This window comes from Pseudomonas allokribbensis, assembly GCF_014863605.1.
GTDB classification, from domain to species: Bacteria; Pseudomonadota; Gammaproteobacteria; order Pseudomonadales; family Pseudomonadaceae; genus Aquipseudomonas; species Aquipseudomonas allokribbensis.
On the sequence record NZ_CP062252.1, the window covers coordinates 682,631 to 699,884 of the forward strand.

At 62.6% G+C, this 17,254-nt stretch carries 14 protein-coding genes; 3 read left to right on the forward strand and 11 right to left on the reverse strand.

All coding sequences use genetic code 11. The features are described 5' to 3' along the window. Positions 1-18: 18 nt before the first annotated feature. A complete protein-coding gene (locus IF199_RS03030) occupies positions 19-324 on the forward strand; it encodes a chaperone modulator CbpM (protein ID WP_096819778.1) in 306 nt (101 codons plus the stop codon). Between the two features lie 4 nt (positions 325-328). Here IF199_RS03030 and IF199_RS03035 read toward each other — a convergent pair whose 3' ends face one another. Then, positions 329-1,456, reverse strand: a complete 1,128-nt coding sequence (locus IF199_RS03035) for a sensor histidine kinase (protein ID WP_192559645.1) — start codon at positions 1,454-1,456, stop codon at positions 329-331. 178 nt (positions 1,457-1,634) lie between these two features. On the opposite strand from IF199_RS03035, the gene IF199_RS03040 reads away from it, so the two are divergent. Then, on the forward strand, positions 1,635-4,670 hold the full coding sequence (locus IF199_RS03040) for a dermonecrotic toxin domain-containing protein (protein WP_192559646.1): 3,036 nt from the start codon (positions 1,635-1,637) through the stop codon (positions 4,668-4,670). Positions 4,671-4,678: 8 nt separating this feature from the next. Beyond that, positions 4,679-8,686 carry an NEL-type E3 ubiquitin ligase domain-containing protein gene (locus IF199_RS03045; RefSeq protein ID WP_192559647.1) on the forward strand — a complete coding sequence of 1,336 codons (4,008 nt, stop codon included), beginning with the start codon at positions 4,679-4,681 and terminating at the stop codon, positions 8,684-8,686. Between the two features lie 49 nt (positions 8,687-8,735). Here the strand turns inward: IF199_RS03045 and ureC are convergent, their stop codons facing one another. The 10 genes from ureC to urtB are packed head-to-tail and all read right to left on the reverse strand — an operon-like array spanning position 8,736 to position 17,239. After that, on the reverse strand, positions 8,736-10,436 hold the full coding sequence (gene ureC, locus IF199_RS03050; protein WP_192559648.1) for an urease subunit alpha: 1,701 nt from the start codon (positions 10,434-10,436) through the stop codon (positions 8,736-8,738). 36 nt (positions 10,437-10,472) lie between these two features. Continuing rightward, entirely contained in the window at positions 10,473-10,778 is a 306-nt protein-coding gene (locus tag IF199_RS03055) for an urease subunit beta (RefSeq protein WP_096819774.1), read from the reverse strand. Next, complete coding sequence (locus tag IF199_RS03060; protein WP_102620108.1) at positions 10,778-11,311, reverse strand: GNAT family N-acetyltransferase; 534 nt, start codon at positions 11,309-11,311, stop codon at positions 10,778-10,780. Before IF199_RS03060 ends, IF199_RS03055 begins: the two co-directional genes overlap by 1 nt. A gap of 5 nt (positions 11,312-11,316) precedes the next feature. Then, positions 11,317-11,850 (reverse strand): GNAT family N-acetyltransferase, encoded by a 534-nt coding sequence (locus IF199_RS03065; protein WP_096819772.1) that lies wholly within the window; start codon positions 11,848-11,850, stop codon positions 11,317-11,319. Positions 11,851-11,859: 9 nt separating this feature from the next. After that, a complete protein-coding gene (gene ureA / locus IF199_RS03070; protein WP_007950602.1) occupies positions 11,860-12,162 on the reverse strand; it encodes an urease subunit gamma in 303 nt (100 codons plus the stop codon). 33 nt (positions 12,163-12,195) lie between these two features. Then, the gene (locus IF199_RS03075; RefSeq protein ID WP_192559649.1) at positions 12,196-13,035 is read right to left on the reverse strand and encodes an urease accessory protein UreD; all 840 of its coding nucleotides are present in this window, start codon (positions 13,033-13,035) and stop codon (positions 12,196-12,198) included. Positions 13,036-13,078: 43 nt separating this feature from the next. Then, positions 13,079-13,777 (reverse strand): urea ABC transporter ATP-binding subunit UrtE, encoded by a 699-nt coding sequence (urtE, locus tag IF199_RS03080; RefSeq protein ID WP_096819770.1) that lies wholly within the window; start codon positions 13,775-13,777, stop codon positions 13,079-13,081. A 14-nt stretch (positions 13,778-13,791) separates the two neighbouring features. Beyond that, positions 13,792-14,661 (reverse strand): urea ABC transporter ATP-binding protein UrtD, encoded by an 870-nt coding sequence (gene urtD, locus IF199_RS03085; protein ID WP_085711202.1) that lies wholly within the window; start codon positions 14,659-14,661, stop codon positions 13,792-13,794. Beyond that, positions 14,658-15,737 (reverse strand): urea ABC transporter permease subunit UrtC, encoded by a 1,080-nt coding sequence (gene urtC, locus IF199_RS03090; protein ID WP_192559650.1) that lies wholly within the window; start codon positions 15,735-15,737, stop codon positions 14,658-14,660. The genes urtD and urtC overlap by 4 nt, the downstream gene beginning before the upstream one ends. Further along, positions 15,737-17,239, reverse strand: a complete 1,503-nt coding sequence (urtB, locus tag IF199_RS03095) for an urea ABC transporter permease subunit UrtB (RefSeq protein ID WP_192559651.1) — start codon at positions 17,237-17,239, stop codon at positions 15,737-15,739. The genes urtC and urtB overlap by 1 nt, the downstream gene beginning before the upstream one ends. Positions 17,240-17,254: the final 15 nt, after the last annotated feature.

Sequence of the window (17,254 nt, forward strand, 5' to 3'; positions counted from 1 at the left end):
GCGACGGAGTAGCCCATCATGAGCAGCCCCCTGATCGTTCAACTGGACATGGCAGAATTCTGTGAGGCGGCCGACCTGTCGGACGTCTACGTGATCGAAATCGTCGAACACGGCATCCTCGAACCTCAGGGCGCGCAGCCCCGGGAATGGCGCTTCACCGACTACGAACTGGCCTTGGCCAAACGCGCCGTCAAGCTGCGGCGCGATCTGGAGCTGGAATGGGAAGGCGTCGCCCTGGCGCTGGACCTGCTGGAAGAAGTGAAGGAATTGCGGGCCGAGAACCGGATGCTGCGCCAGCGTCTGGCGCGGCTGGTGGTCGAGTAGCGCTTCAAACCTGTCTGGGCAACGTCACGCTGAACAGCGTTCCGTTGGCTTCGCTTGAACTGACTTCGATCGTCCCGCCGTGGGCGGTCACCACTTCCTTGACGATGAACAGCCCCAGACCGAGGCTGGTCGACGGCTGCCCGAGTTCTTCGTCGGCGCTGCGTACCAACGGATCGAAAATCGTGCCGATGGCCTCTTCGGGGATCGGCGTGCCGTCGTTATGCACGCTCAGGCACACGTTGTCGGTGTCGCCGCGCAGATCAACGCTTACCTCGCGGAGATCAGAGCCATGCTGCAAAGCGTTGCCGATCAGGTTCTGCAACAACTGATCGATCCGTCCGGCATCCCAGGCACCCCGGGTATCGCCGCTGATGGTCAGTGTCGGATCGCATTCCGGATTCCCGGCGCAGGCTTCGGCGATCGCCCGGCGCGCGGCTTCTGCCAGGTCCATGGGGACAGGGTTGATCGGCAGGCTTTTGCCGAGGCGACTGCGCACCAGTTCGAGCAGATCGCTGACCATGGCCGCCATGTGCCGCGCACCGTGTTTGATGTTCAGCGCGCAGGTCAGCGCATCGCCTTCCAGGGTGGTTTTGCGCATCAGCACTTCGGTCGACATGCTGACCGCTTGCAGCGGCGCGCGCAGGTCGTGACCGAGGATGGCGAGGAAAATGTCGCGCGAGCGGTTGACCTGCTCGGCGTAGGCTGCCGTGGATTCCGCCAGCGCTTCGTCGATGGCTTCGTTGAAGCGGATCATGTCCTGAAAATACGCCATGTCCGGCGACTGCAATGAGTTGACCCACAAGCGAATCACACAGGCGCGCAGGTGACGGAATTCGGAGGTCATCTGCACCAGGTCGAACCCCACCGTATGCCGCAACTCACCGTGGCTGGCGCCGGCCTCGTCCAGGCTCGGGGTTTTCTCGGGGCCTTCGCCCTTGGCCTTGGCGATTTGCTCGTGGACGGTCTGTGCGGTGTCCATGTCCCGCGCGGCGGCCAGCAGGATGGCCTTGGCATGGTCGCGCAGCGCCGTCTGATCCATATTGTCGGCCGCCGGCGTGATCGTACGGGCGAACTGCTCCCATTCCTCGACGATGTGATCCGCGTGTTGCCTGATGAATTCGGATAAACGCATGTCCGGGTTCCTGGAAATTCAAGGCGGGGCGTTCGAATATTAGTCCCTTTGCGCGGGAAAGATAGCGCCGCTCGAGCCTGACATTTCCGCTGACAAGACGCCGTACTGCGAGACATATATACCGCAGCCACGGAGGTTCGCCATGGTCTGCTTTCGCTCCATTTCAAGGAGCGAAATCATGTCCGAAATCCCTGTCACCTCGCCTTCGCCAGATCATGCTGCACCGCCGCCGGGGCCGGTCGTGACGCAAAGTCTGCACGCCGGTTTTCTTCAGCAGGCCATCCCCGACTGGCTGATCAATGCACCGGCTCATCAGCGAGACGTGTTGAAAAATGCCGATACCGCCCGACCGGACTGGTACAGCCAAGCATCGCGCGATCAACGCAAGGCGGTGGGCGACGCCGTGACTGCCAGCCTCGCTGCCCAGGCTCGCCTGGACAAGGCCATGTCGGGTTTCCAGGACATCGACAGCTTCGCCGCGCCATTGCTGACCAAGGCCCTCAAGGACCGCTTCAACGTGACGCTGGACGTCAACAAGACCTGGCTGGTACTGAACAAACCGGTGGAGATAGGGATCTTTGCCATTGAAATCGATTTTTTCGAAGTCCTGAAGCTGCCCTTGCTACAGGCAGCTCTGCATAACTTCGAAGCCCCTGAATGTAAACGTGGCGCCTTTCATGAAACCTCGGGATTTCGCAGGGAAACCTCGACACCCGGCACGCTTGCACCGATGAGCACGACTCTGACGGTCGAGCAATTCACCGGTCTGTGCCGTTCGCTGGACATCGGGGCGAAATATCAGGCTTACCTCAGGGATTTCCTGCGCCCCAAGGACGCGGTGACCGAACACGTGCTGCGCGACAAATTCGTCGCCGCGCATAAAGCCGCGTTGCGTGCGGCGGCCGAACTGGCATTGGTCAAAGGTGATATCGGACACGAGGACTACGCCTCGATTCGCTCGATCCTCAACGGCGAACTGGCGCCGCGTCAGGGCCGTCGGCAGATCTGGTTCCGTGATCTGGGCCTGATGGGTCGGCGCATGACCGGTTGCGTGATGTTCACGATCAGCGAGAAGTATCGCTACAGCGACGACTCGATCCTGTATATCCCGGGTGATCCCTACCACCCGCTCAAACGCTACAAGCGGCGGGAAATCGCAGCGATGTTCAAGCAGCGGTTTACCGCACGCGACGCGACTCAAACTCATCCCGCCGAACCGAATGCCTACCAGCGCTTTTTCAGTCAGTTCGTCGCCTATGCCGACCGGCCGCGCTATTTCGGCCAATTCACCGACGACACGCCGAACCGCACGTTCACGCAAAGACTGGCGCCCTACGAGCCACTGCTCAACGAGTTTTTCAAGGCACTCAACCCGATCAACGCCGCGCTGACAGGGATCCGCGAATTGCCACCTGCGCCGCCGATCGAACAGGTGCCGAATGCTGAGCCGTATCTGAACCCGGTTGGCCTGTCTCGCAAGGGGGGCGGGATCTGGTCGGACAATGTCGACCTGTGGAATTACCAGTTCGAGCAGCATCGTGACCGGTTGATCGCCGATGCCCGCAGCCATGCCGTGCCCACGGCGGATGTCGACGCCAGGGTGCGTTCGGAGAAGCTCGCCGCGTTGTTGAACATCGGCATGCTGGTGCTGATGGGGGTCTCGTTGTTCGTGCCGGTGCTCGGTGAAGTGATGATGGTGGTAATGACCGGGCAACTGTTCGAAGAAACCTTTGAAGATGCCATCGAGTGGAGCGAGGGTGATCGCAAGGCTGCCAGGGCCCATCTGGTCGATGTCGCGCAGAATCTCGCGTTGATTGCCTTGATGGCGGGGGCCGGAAAGGGGCTCGCTCGGCTGACGGCTGCGAAATCGGTGCCGGTCATCGAGAACCTGCATCAGGTGGAATTACCCGACGGCACGACCCGTTTGTGGAAGCCTGACCTGAGTGGCTACGAGAGTCCGGTTACGCTGGATCCGCACGCGATGCCGAATGCGCTGGGGCAATACGAGGCCGGAGAAAAAACCTGCATCCGGCTCGACGGCAAGAACTACCAGCAGGCTTATGACGAGTCGCTCAAGGCCTGGCGCATCCAGCATCCGAGCGATCCGCAGGCCTATCAGCCGCCCCTGGCGCACAACGGTGCCGGCGCATGGCGGCATACCCTGGAACGCCCACAGGACTGGGATCGATTGACGCTGTTGCGGCGCATCGGCCACAGCACCGAGCCCTTCGCTGACGCGCAGTTGCTGACGCTGGCGGATGTCGCCGGTGTCAGCGACAACGCCTTACGCAAGATGCACCTGGACAATGCCTTGCCGCCGCCGGAACTGGCGGACGCCATGCGCCTGTTCAACGCCGAGCGGGACGCGGGACTGATCGTCGGGCAGGCCGCCGGCACACAGGCGATCGACAGTCGTTTTCTGCATCTGCTGGCGCTGCTTCCCGACATGCCACGCTGGCCGTTCGGACGAGTGCTGAAGATCTACGACAGCCCTGAACTCTCGGGGAGGGCGCGCAGTTACGGGACGAAGCGCGGCGGCAAGGCGCCGATCCGGATCAGCCGGGCCGAGGTGTTGAACGGTCAGCTGCCGACCCGAATACTCGCGGCGCTGGATGAAGCGGAGACGATTGGCTTGTTGGGTGGCGAGCCTGCACGCGTTCGGTCGGCACGGGCGCGGGAGTTCTCCAGACAGATTGCCGACTTCGCCAGCACGCATCAGCCCGCGTTGTTCGACAGCCTTCTCAAGGGAACCGAGCCAGTCGATCCCCGGGCGACAAAGCTGCAGCGAGTCGTCCCCGGACTATCCGAACGTGCGGCAACGGCTGCATTGGGACAAGCCGATGCCGAAGAACTGGCACGACTGGACAGCGCCGCGAAGGTCCCGTCGCATTTACAGGAGCTCGGTCGCTGGTATGGCCAGGCAGGCCGCATGACAAGGGCACTGGCCGGGTTGCACCGTGAAACCATGGCCTCGGCTGACAGCCGCCATCTCGCGTTGCAGACGTTGGGACGGCTACCGGGCTGGTCCAATGACGTGCGTCTGGAAATCCGCGAGGGCAGTATCAGCGGCCCGATGCTGGATGCCATCGGCAGCGAAACGGTCTCCGAACACAAGTATCTGGTCAAGTACGGGGACGCTATCAAGCCGCCAATGAACGAGGCGAGCCGCTCAACAGCATTCCGTTCAGAGGCGACAACTTTTTCGCCTCGTTGATGCACGCCTTGCCTGATCAGGCACGTCATGCGCTGGGGCTGCCGAACGTCGGGCAGAGCGTCGAGTTGCAGGGCGCAATCGTTGATCGGGCGCTCGCCGAACGCAGTCAGTCGGCCGGGATTCTGCGCGCAGGCACCGCAGGAAAACCCTGGTTCAAGCCGCCGCAACGTATTGCCCCCAAACTGCTTGGCTATCCCGCCAGCGGCGATGGACCGGGGCCGGACTCGGTGTTGATCGGGCACGTGCAGAACGTCTATCCGGGATTGACCGACGTCCAGGCCCGCGGCTTCATTCTTGAGCAATGGCGGCTGGGCAAGACCGACCAACAGATCTTTCATTTGCTCAACAATCGAATGAGCGAATGGCGAGAGCTGGAAACAACGCTTGATCAATGGCTGATGTCACAGAACCTGCGCCTGCGCAGTACCCGCGACGAATTCGTCAGCGTGGTGCAAAACATAAAGGACTGTTGGCGCAACGCACCGTTGGCCGAACACAACGCTCAAGCGGCGCGCCTCACGATCATCAGTGATGCTCCGTTGCCGTCATTGACGGCGGATTTCTCTCACGTGCGCGAACTGACACTGCGCACCCCGGTAGTGGGTGACACGCTTGCAGCGTTCCCCAATGTTGAAAAGCTGGTGATGAGCACTGGCATCGCGGAATTCGACAAGGTCTTCGCGACCTTGAAGACACTGCGACACATGACCCGGCTGAAACTGGCCACACCCATCACGAGCGCGGTGGCGTCGAGGGTCAGGGAACTGATCCGGCTCGAGGAACTGGAACTGCACTGTACCGGCAGCGGCGCCAACCCAGTGGTGCCGGTGCAGCTTGATTTCAGCGGCATGCGCCAGCTGCGCAGGCTCGAAATCGGCAGCCCGTCAACGCACCAATGGCCGCGCGGCGTTCTGGATTTGCCACGACTGGAGCGTCTGAACCTGCGATCAACCTCGATCAATGCGCTGCCGATGGAAATCTATGAAGGTCATCAGCGACTGTTATCCGGTCTGTCGCTGGACTGGTCGAAGTTCCCGCGCCGGGTGTTCAAACCGATCTACGAATTCGTCCGCAGCCAGCCTCGACACTTGGTCGATCTGGACGAAATGGTTGCCGACTACTGTCGCGGTGAGCTCAAGCGTTTTGTCGGCATGGAGTCCAGCCTGTTCGATGTCCTGAGCAATGGTTTCAAGACGCAATGGACAGATGCCGGGAGCCGGCTCGTCGCCATCGAAGCCCTGAGTGAACAGTTCAGCGAACTCAACCGGCTGACGGAGTGGGTCGGTTCCGAACCGACCATCGCCAACGGTGGCGCCGCACGCTCGGCAGTCGCCGAAACCTTGCGGAGCAATTGGCGCAGTGGCTTGTTCCAGCGCTACGGCGCGCGCACCGAAAGCGTGTTTTTCAACCTGTACGTCAGTTTGCCCACCGATCCGTCGGTGCTGGATCTTCTGGGTTCTCCCGTGGACAGTCTGCCGGTCTTGTCTGCTGAAGGTTTCAGCCACGTCAGAAGCCTGCATCTGGCCGGGTTGCAGGCCCCGGTCGAACAGTTGCGCGGTTTCATCCGCACCTTCCGCGGGGTCGATACCCTCGACCTGAGCCATTGTGGCTTGACCGAACTGCCGTTGGAGCCGAGCGATCTGCCGGCGCTCGAAACCCTGAACCTGCACGATAACCCTCTGGAGCGTGTCGACGTGCGCGGCATGAATCGCCTGATGGCGCTGGACCTGAGTTCGACGGCCCTGCGCGAATGGCCGGCCGGTGCCGAGGATCTTCCGGAACTGACCTGGCTGGACCTCAGTGACAGTCAGTTGACCTCGCTGCCGGATGCGCTGCTGACGCGTGATGCATTGTTGCTGGATACCAGCCTGACCGGCACCCCGTTGAACCCGCAAGCCAAAGCCGCTCTCGCTACTGCGCGGCAGAGGATCGAAGGCGCCCGAGGCCTGGCCCCCGGATCGTTGCAGCGTTTTGCGCTGGAGGAACCGCGTCACCGTACACCGCCCACCGAAAGCGGTTCGGTCATCGCTCGGCGCCTGTTGCCGTTGCCGCCACGGTTGCCTGCTGTTGAAGGGCCGGCCGGATGGGGTGCGCGCTTGCGCCGCCTGTGCCCGCAGTACGACAACACTCGGGCACAACAGGCCATCGAACGGATGCAGGGCGCGGGGCTGACCGAGGTGCAGATCAGTGCGCGAATCGACGCTTGGGAACAGACATTCGAGTCGCTGACGCGGCGCCTCAACGATTGGTTGTTCACCCACGAAACCCGCGGTATGGATTGGGTCGTGTCGTCGCGCACCCGCCAGATTGCTGCGCAGCGCATCATCGAATGCTGGCGGGACGGTACGGTCGACTGGAATGGCGTCACTGATCGCGAGCTGAACCTCGACGGTCTGCAAGTAGGCAATCTGCCCGAGCTGACGGACGTGTTTCCTGCGGTGAGCACCCTGAACCTGGCGGGGGTCAAGCTTTCCACCGATGGCTCCAATGCGTTCCTCAGGGCATTCACGCAGGTGCGCCGACTCAATCTCAGCGGCAACCATTTGCCGGCTCTCCCCGAACCTGTCGGGCAAATGCGTCAGCTGGCGCGACTGGAACTGTCGTTCACCGGCCTTGCGGATTCTGCGGCGCTGTCTCAAACGCTTGAGGGGTTGACCCAATTGCAATGGCTGGATCTGAGCCATAACAGCCTGCGCACGTTCAGTGTCGCTCGCCTCGGGCGGCTGGAGCGGCTGGATCTGCGCGACAACCTGCTCACGGGCTGGCCGGAGGGAGTATTGCAAGCCCCGCACTTGCAGGCGATCGACTTGAGCAACAACGAAATATCGTCAATTCCAACGCAGCTGTATGACGGCAGCCATGCTGCGCTGATTGCCGGCAGCAATCTTTCGGAAAACTACGAAATGTCGCAGCAAAGTCTCGTTCGGCTGCGCGAGTACGCTGATGCGAATGGGCGTCGTGACGCGCTGGGCATGACGTATGCCGATATCGACCGGATGATCGACGATCTGGGCAGCACCACCGAAAGCGATGCGGAGGGCGCGGGCACCGATAGCGATCCCGAGCCGGATGAGGTCCTTCCGGCACTCGCCGAAACGGTTCTCGAGCAACAAATGACGCCGTGGATTGAAAACATCCCCCAGGAGGACGCCGGGCGTTATCGGGCGATGTGGCAGCGGCTGGCTGCCGAACCCGACAACGAAGCCTTCTTCCATCTGCTTTCCCGGATGCCGGACACCGAGGAGTTCAGGGTTTTTCGCGCCGACCTGACCCGACGGATCTGGGAAATCGTCGAGGCGGCCGATGGCAGCCAGGAGCTGCGCGATACGCTGTTTTCCATGGCGACCACGCACACGACCTGCGTCGATGGGCGCACCCTGGCGCTCAGTGAAATCGAGGTGAAGGTGTTCGAGTACAACGCCTTGCGACACCTGCAACCGGATCTTGCCGCGAAGGGGCGGGCGTTGCTCGATTTGTCGCGCCAGCTGTTTCGCCTGGGCGAGGTGGAAAAACTGGCGGCGCGCAGCATGGGCCGTCATGCGGATCCGGCGGAAGTGCGTCTGCAATATCGAATCGGTCTGACTTCAGGTTGGGAGGACGGCCTGCAACTGCCGGGGCAGCCCAGCCATATGCGGTTTGCGCGGCCGATCAGGGGCGAGGAACTGGCGACGGCGCGTGACGCCGTCGTGAAGGCGGAAAAAGGGGAGCAGTTCTATGAGGAACTGATCAGCCGTGATTACTGGGTGCAGTACCTGACCGAGAAGTACCCGGATGCACTCGGCGCACTCAAGCGCAGCGCGGATGAAAAGCTGCAACGACTCGAGGATGAATATGAAGACGTGACCAGCACGGCGTACCAGGAGGCGGTGCAAATGCTTGAGATCGAGCGCGGTATCGAGCGCAACCAGCAATTGATTGCCCTGTCGCGCCTGGAAACAGGCGAGCCGCTGACGGTCGGGCTCGAAGATGAGCAGCCTGGCCCTTCACGTTATTTGATGGACACTTCAACCCGCTGAAGTGTCGGCAGTCCCGGTCGTCGGAAGCCTCGACGACCGGGGCACTGACTCAGAACAGAAAGTAACGCTGCGCCATCGGCAGGGTTTCCGCCGGCTCACACCAGAGCAACACGCCGTCGGCCTTGACCTGATAGGTCTGCGGATCGACGTCGATGTTGGGCAGGTAATCGTTGTGGATCAGGTCGGTTTTCTGCACGTCGCGGCAGCCTTTGACCACGGCGATTTTCTTTTTCAGGCCCAACGCTTCGGGCAGCCCGGATTCCTGCGCGGCCTGGCTGATGAACGTCAGACTGGTGGCATGCAACGAGCCACCGTAACTGGCGAACATCGGGCGATAGTGCACCGGTTGCGGGGTCGGGATCGAGGCGTTGGCATCGCCCATCAGGCTCGCGGCGATGGCGCCGCCCTTGAGGATCAGCGTCGGTTTCACGCCGAAAAATGCCGGGCGCCACAGCACCAGGTCCGCCCATTTGCCGACTTCCACCGAACCCACCTCGTGGCTGATGCCATGGGTGATCGCCGGGTTGATGGTGTACTTGGCGATGTAGCGTTTGGCGCGGAAGTTATCGTTGCCTTCGCCGTCCTTAGGCAACGGGCCGCGCTGCTTTTTCATCTTGTCGGCGGTCTGCCAGGTGCGCGTGATGACTTCGCCGACTCGGCCCATGGCCTGGCTGTCGGAGCTGATCATCGAGAACGCGCCGAGGTCGTGGAGGATGTCTTCGGCGGCAATGGTTTCGCGGCGGATACGGCTTTCGGCGAAAGCCACGTCTTCGGCAATGCTCGGGTCGAGGTGGTGGCAGACCATCAGCATGTCGAGGTGTTCGTCGATGGTGTTGCGGGTGAACGGCCGGGTCGGGTTGGTCGAACTCGGCAGCACGTTGGCGAAACCGCAGGCCTTGATGATGTCCGGCGCGTGACCGCCGCCGGCACCTTCGGTGTGATAGGTGTGGATGGTCCGACCCTTGAATGCGCCGAGGGTGGTTTCAACGAAACCGGACTCGTTGAGGGTGTCGGTGTGGATCGCCACTTGCACGTCGTACTGGTCGGCAACGCTCAGGCAGTTGTCGATGCTCGCCGGGGTCGTACCCCAGTCTTCGTGCAGCTTGAGGCCAATGGCGCCGGCCTTGACCTGTTCGATCAATGGCTCCGGCAGGCTGGCGTTGCCCTTGCCGGTAAGGCCGATGTTCATCGGGAACGCATCGGCCGCCTGGAGCATCCGCGCCAGGTGCCACGGCCCTGAGGTACAGGTCGTTGCATTGGTGCCGGTGGCCGGTCCCGTGCCGCCGCCGATCATGGTGGTGACGCCGCTCATCAGCGCTTCTTCGATCTGCTGCGGGCAGATGAAGTGGATGTGCGTGTCGATGCCGCCGGCGGTGAGGATCATGCCTTCGCCGGCAATCACTTCGGTACTGGCGCCGATGGCGATGTTCACGTTCGGCTGGACGTCCGGGTTGCCGGCCTTGCCGATGGCGGCGATGCGCCCGTCCTTGAGGCCGACGTCAGCCTTGACGATGCCCCAGTGGTCGATGATCAGCGCGTTGGTGATGACAGTGTCGACCACTTCGGCCGCCAGCAACTGGCTCTGGCCCTGGCCGTCGCGGATCACTTTGCCGCCACCGAACTTCACTTCTTCGCCGTAGGTGGTGAAGTCTTGCTCAACTTCGATCCACAGCTCGGTGTCGGCCAGGCGCACCTTGTCGCCGACGGTGGGGCCGAACATGTCGGCGTAGGCTTGTCTGGAAATCTTCATCTAGCGTCCTTCAGGAAAATAACGACACACGCGGACTCAGAGGTCACCCATGACCCGTCCGGCAAACCCGAACACCCGCCGGTGCCCGGCGTAATCCACCAGTTCCACTTCGCGGCTCTGGCCCGGCTCGAAACGCACGGCCGTACCCGCCGGGATGTTCAGGCGCATGCCACGGCTGGCGGCGCGGTCGAAGGTCAGGGCGTCGTTGGTCTCGAAAAAGTGGTAGTGCGAACCGACCTGGATCGGCCGGTCGCCGCTGTTCGCCACTTTCAGGCTGATCGTGCGACGACCGACGTTGAGTTCGATGTCGCCGGGCTGGATCCGGTATTCGCCGGGAATCATCAGTGGGCTCCTTGCAGGATCTTGTAATAGAGGGCTGTCGGGCGATACGTGCCGCTCGGGTCGCAGGCGTAATCGGGAATTTCCCCGGCGCGGGTGTAACCCAGGGCCTTGTAGAAGTCTTCGGCGGGGGAGCCGGCCTCGGTGTCGAGGTAGAGCATGCCGCGCTTGTACTGGCGGGCCGTCAGTTCCAGCGCTTCCATCAACTGCTGGCCGAGGCCGCGCCGCCGGGCGTGTTCGCGCACCAGCAGTTTCTGCACTTCGGCGCGGTTCAGACCGTTGGCCTTCTGGCACAGGCCCAGTTGCACGCTGGCCTGCACTTGCTCGTCCTTGACCACCACCCACAGCAAGACGTTGCCCTTGTTCAGGTTGTCCTGCACTTCATCGAAATAGGCGCGGGCCTGAGTGGCATCGAGATCAGCCATGAAGCCGACGCTGGCGCCATACCCCACGGCGTCGAGCAGCAGGTCGATCAGGCCCTGACGATAGTGCGCAAAACTTTCAGCATTGACGCGTCGCAGTTGGGCGGGGTTCATCGGTGTCACTCCTTGTTGGCGAGCGGCGGCTCCGCGCCAGGGTTGAGGGTCAGTTGCATGAACGTCAGGTCGAGCCAGCGGCCGAACTTGGTGCCGACCTGCGGCATCTGCCCGGTGCTGATGAACCCGGCGCGTTCGTGCAGGCGGATCGACGCGGCGTTGCCGCTTTCGATGGCGGCGACCATGACGTGCTTGCCGCAGGTTTTCGCACGTTCGATCAGCGCGGTCATCAACTGCGGGCCGAGGCCGTTGCCGCGCTGGTCGCTGCGCACGTAGACCGAGTGCTCGACCGTGTGACGGAAACCGTCGAACGGCCGCCAGTCACCGAACGAAGCGTAGCCGAGGGTGGTGTTGTCGGCGTCGACGATCACCAGGATCGGATAGCCTTGGGCCTGGCGCGCGCTGAACCACGCCTGACGGTTGCCGAGGTCGACCGGGGATTCGTTCCAGATCGCCGTGGTGTTGAGCACGGCGTCGTTGTAGATGTCGCGGATCGCCGGCAGGTCGGCATGCAGGGCATCGCGAATGGTGTAAGTCATGGCGCGGCCTCAGACGATCGGTTGGTGAACGGTGACCAGTTTGGTGCCGTCGGGGAACGTCGCTTCGACCTGGATCTCCGGGATCATTTCCGGGATGCCTTCCATCACCTGATCGCGGGTCAGCAGGGTGGTGCCGTAATGCATCAGCTCGGCCACGGTCTGGCCGTCACGGGCGCCCTCGAGCAGCGCCGCCGAGATGAAAGCCATGGCTTCCGGGTAGTTGAGCTTCACGCCACGGGCCAGTCGCCGCTCGGCAACGAGGCCGGCGGTGAAGATCAGCAGCTTGTCTTTTTCGCGTGGGGTCAGGTCCATCGTTTGAAATCCATTGTCGGCAGTTGAAGAAAATCAGGTGTTCCAGATTCGGGGAGGCAGGGCTTCGCGGCCAAGCAGCGCAGGCCTGAGCAATCGCCAGAGTTCGATCAGCCAGGCCCGCGCCAGCAATGCTTCACTGGCCAGGCAACGGGCGACCAAAAGTCCGGGCAATTGCGTCAGATCCCCGCGCACTTCATGGCCCAGCGAGCGGCAGCGCTCCAGCAGTTCAGCATCAATCTCACCGGTGACCAGCAACGTCGCAAAAACCGGATTGCCGTCCAGTCCGATCGGCGAATCAAGCAAACCGTCATCGCCGACGATGCGCTGGCGCTCATGCCACAGCAGCCGGCCATCGCGGCGAATATCCAGATGCGCCTGGAAATGCCCGAGGTCGAAACGCTCACCACTGGCCGGGCGCCCGAGGGCCACCACGTCCCAGTAGAACAGTCGTGCATCGCCTTCAAGATCGATCGAGGTCGTGAGTTCCGCCTGGGCGGCGCTGTAGACGATGGTTTCCTGTGGCAGCCATTCCAGTGTCGCGCCGGCGGCGACGTGCAGGTCCAGCGACTGATAAGCGGGGCCCGCCGCGCGATACCACTTGGCCGCGCCGGGGCTGGTGATCTGTGCCCAGGCGCCCTGTTCGACGCGGGCGCTGATGTCGAGCCGGTCACCGCCGGCAATCCCGCCCGGCGGGTGGACGATGATGTGCTGGCAGACCTCGGGCCCTTCGGCATACAGATGCTTTTGCACCCGCAACGGGCCGAGGTGTCGGCGTCGGGTCGGCCGCGTGCAATCGCCGAAGCGGGCGTAGGCCAGCTCAAGCTCGGCGTGCCAGCTCGGGGTAAACAGGGCAGTCGCTAAAGGTAAGTTCATGTTTTCTGATTATCGTTAGGACGCTACAGATTAGACCGTAACGTCAAATAGTCACCAGCCCGCGCACACCTTCGGCTTCCATATTTTCGCCACGGCCCTGCTGCACGATCTCGCCCCGGGACATCACCAGGTACTGATCGGCCAGTTCGGCGGCGAAATCGTAGAACTGCTCCACCAACAGGATTGCCATGTCGCCTCGGGCGGCGAGCTTTTTGATCACCGCGCCGATTTCCTTGATCACCGACGGCTGAATGCCTTCGGTGGGTTCGTCGAGAATCAGCAGCCGTGGACGGCTGGCCAGTGCGCGGCCGATGGCGAGTTGTTGTTGCTGACCGCCGGACAGGTCGCCGCCGCGTCGCTGTTTCATTTGCAGCAGCACCGGGAACAGTTCGTAGATGAACGCGGGAACCTCTTTGGCTTCGCTGCCGGGGAAGCGCGACAGGCCCATCAGCAGGTTTTCTTCCACGGTCAGCCGGCCGAAGATCTCCCGACCCTGCGGCACGTAGGCGATCCCGGCGTGCACCCGTTGATGCGGCTTGAACGCGGTGATCGGTTTGCCTTCCCAGTTCACCGCGCCTTCCTTGGCCGGCAACAGGCCCATCAGGCATTTGAGCAGCGTGGTCTTGCCCACGCCGTTACGGCCGAGCAGGCAGGTGACTTCGCCGACCTTCACGTCAAAGCTCAGGCCGCGCAGGATGTGGCTACCGCCGTAGTACTGATGCAGTTTGTCGACTTGCAGCATGTTGGAATTCCTCTTCAGCGCCCGAGATAGACTTCGATCACGCGCTCGTTGTCTTGCACCTGTTCCAGCGAACCTTCAGCCAGCACGCTGCCCTGGTGCAACACGGTGACGTGGTCGGCAATCGAGCCGACGAAGCCCATGTCGTGTTCCACCACCATCAGCGAATGTTTGCCCGCGAGCGACTTGAACAGCTCGGCGGTGAATTCGGTTTCGGCGTCGGTCATGCCCGCCACCGGTTCGTCGAGCAGTAGCAATTGCGGGTCTTGCATCAGCAACATGCCGATTTCCAGAAACTGTTTCTGCCCGTGGGACAGCAGCCCCGCCGGGCGATTGACCGAGGTGGTCAGGCGAATGGTGTCGAGCACTTCGCTGATCCGGTCTTTCTGCTCGCCGCTCAATTTTGCCCGCAGGCTGGCCCACACCGACTTGTCGGTTTTCTGCGCCAGTTCCAGGTTCTCGAACACGCTCAGGGCTTCGAACACCGTGGGTTTCTGGAACTTGCGACCGATGCCGGCCTGGGCGATCTGTACTTCGCTCATTTGCGTCAGGTCGAGGGTCTCGCCGAACCACGCCTTGCCATGACTCGGGCGGGTCTTGCCGGTGATCACGTCCATCAGCGTGGTCTTGCCCGCGCCGTTGGGGCCGATGATGCAGCGCAGTTCGCCGACGCCGATGTACAGGTTCAGAGCGTTCAGCGCCCGGAAACCGTCGAAGCTGACGCTGATGTCTTCCAGGGTCAGGATCGTGCCGTGACGGGTGTCGAGGCCCGGACCGACGCGTTGTCCGAGGCCGATCGAGTCGCGGCTGGTGCCTTCGTCCTTGTTGGGCTCCACCGGGAAAAAGGCCGGTTCCAGCATGAATTCAGCGCTCGCCGTGACTCTCATGATTCACCTCGTTTCTTCAGCAGACCGATCACGCCTTTGGGCAGGTACAACGTCACGACGATGAACAGCGCGCCGAGGAAGAACAGCCAGTATTCGGGGAAGGCCACGGTGAACCAGCTCTTCATGCCGTTGACCACACCGGCGCCGAGCAGCGGGCCGATCAGGGTGCCGCGCCCGCCAAGCGCCACCCACACCGCGGCCTCGATCGAGTTGGTCGGCGACATTTCGCTCGGGTTGATGATCCCCACTTGCGGCACGTACAGCGCGCCGGCCAATCCGCACAACACCGCGCTCAACACCCAGACGAACAGCTTGAAACCGCGCGGGTCGTAGCCGCAGAACATCAGGCGATTCTCTGCATCACGCAGGGCGGTCAGCACCCGGCCGAACTTGCTGCGCGCCAGCCGCCAGCCGATGAACAGGCTCGCCACCAGCAGCAACACCGTCGCCAGAAACAGCACCGCGCGGGTGCCGGGTTCGGTGATGCCGAAACCGAGGATCGTGCGGAAATTGGTAAAGCCGTTGTTGCCGCCGAAGCCGGTCTCGTTGCGGAAAAACAGCAGCATTCCGGCGAAAGTCAGGGCCTGGGTCATGATCGAGAAATACACGCCCTTGATCCGCGAACGGAAGGCGAAGAAGCCGAACACCAGCGCCAGCAGTCCCGGCGCCAGCACCACCAGACACATCGCCCAGAGGAAGTTGCCGGTGCCGCTCCAGTACCACGGCAATTCGCTCCACGACAGAAAGGTCATGAACGCCGGTAAGCCATCGCCGGCGGCCTGACGCATCAGGTACATGCCCATCGCATAACCGCCGAGGGCGAAGAACAGGCCGTGACCGAGGGACAAGAGACCGGCGTAGCCCCAGACCAGATCCAGCGCCAGGGCGACGATGGCGTAGCAGAGAATCTTGCCGACCAGCGTCAGGGTGTAAGCCGAGACATGCAGCGCACTGTCCGCCGACAACAGCGACAGCAGCGGCAGGGCGATCAGCAACGCGAGAACAACGGCACCGACAGCGATGGAAACTTTGGGGCCGGCCTTTTGTGTGGCCGTAACGAGCAGGGGCTGGTTCATCAGTCGATCACCCGTCCTTTCAGTGCGAAGAGGCCTTGCGGACGTTTCTGGATGAACAGAATGATCAGCGCGAGGATCAGGATCTTGCCGAGCACCGCACCGATCTGCGGCTCGAGAATCTTGTTGGCGATGCCCAGGCCGAACGCTGCGAACACGCTGCCGGCCAGTTGCCCGACGCCGCCAAGCACCACCACCAGGAATGAATCGATGATGTAGCTCTGGCCGAGGTCCGGGCCGACATTGCCGATCTGGCTCAGCGCCACACCACCGAGCCCGGCGATGCCCGAGCCGAGGCCGAAGGCGAGCATGTCGACGCGTCCGGTGGGCACGCCGCAGCAGGCGGCCATGTTGCGGTTCTGGGTGACCGCTCGCACGTTCAGGCCCAGTCGGGTCTTGTTCAGCAGCAGCCAGGTCAGCACCACTACGAACAATGCGAAGGCGATGATCACGATGCGGTTGTATGGCAGCACCAGATTCGGCAACACCTGAATCCCGCCGGACAACCATGCCGGGTTCGCCACTTCAACGTTCTGCGCACCGAACACCAGGCGCACCAGCTGAATCAGCATCAGGCTGATGCCCCAGGTGGCGAGCAGGGTTTCCAGTGGGCGGCCATAGAGATGGCGAATCACCGTGCGCTCCAGTGCCATGCCGATGGCGGCGGTGACGAAGAACGCCACCGGCAGCGCGATCAATGGATAGAACTCGATGGCCTGCGGTGCGTAGCGCTGAAACATCAACTGCACGACGTAGGTCGAGTAGGCACCGAGCATCAGCATCTCGCCGTGGGCCATGTTGATCACACCCAGCAGGCCGAAGGTGATCGCCAGCCCCAGCGCCGCGAGCAACAGAATCGAACCGAGGGACATGCCGCTGAAGGCCTGGCCGAGCAGTTCGCCGATCAGCAGTTTGCGCTTGACCTGGGCGAGGCTGGTTTCGGCGGCGGTGCGCACATTGGCGTCAGCCTCGACGCCGGGTTCGAGCAAACCTTCGAGGCGAGTGCGGGCCAACGGGTCACCGGTTTCACCGAGCAGACGCACGGCCGCGAGGCGCACTGCCGGGTCGGTGTCGACCAGTTGCAGGTTGGCCAGCGCCAGGCTCAGGGCGGCGTGGACGCTTTCGTCTTTTTCGCCAGCCAGTTGCTGGTCGAGGAATTTCAGCTGCGCCGGTTTGGCGCTTTTCTGCAATTGCTGCGCGGCAGTCAAACGGGTTTTGGCGTCGACGGCGAGCAATTGGTGGCTGGCCAGTGCGGTGTCGATCAGACCTCGCAGGCGGTTGTTCAGGCGCAGGGTTTTGGGTTGGCCGTCGACGGTCAGTTCGCCTTGTTGCAGGGCGTTGATCAGTTCGACACGGGCCGGATCGGGCTGCGCGGCCCAAGCTTCCAGCAGTTTTGCCTGTTGCGTGGGGTTGGCGGCGACGAAGTCTTCGGCGTCGCTGGCGTGGGCGGCCATCGGCAGCAAAAGTGCGACGGCCAGGAGCAAACGGTATAGGGCAGTGGGCATAACGGGCCTTCCTGT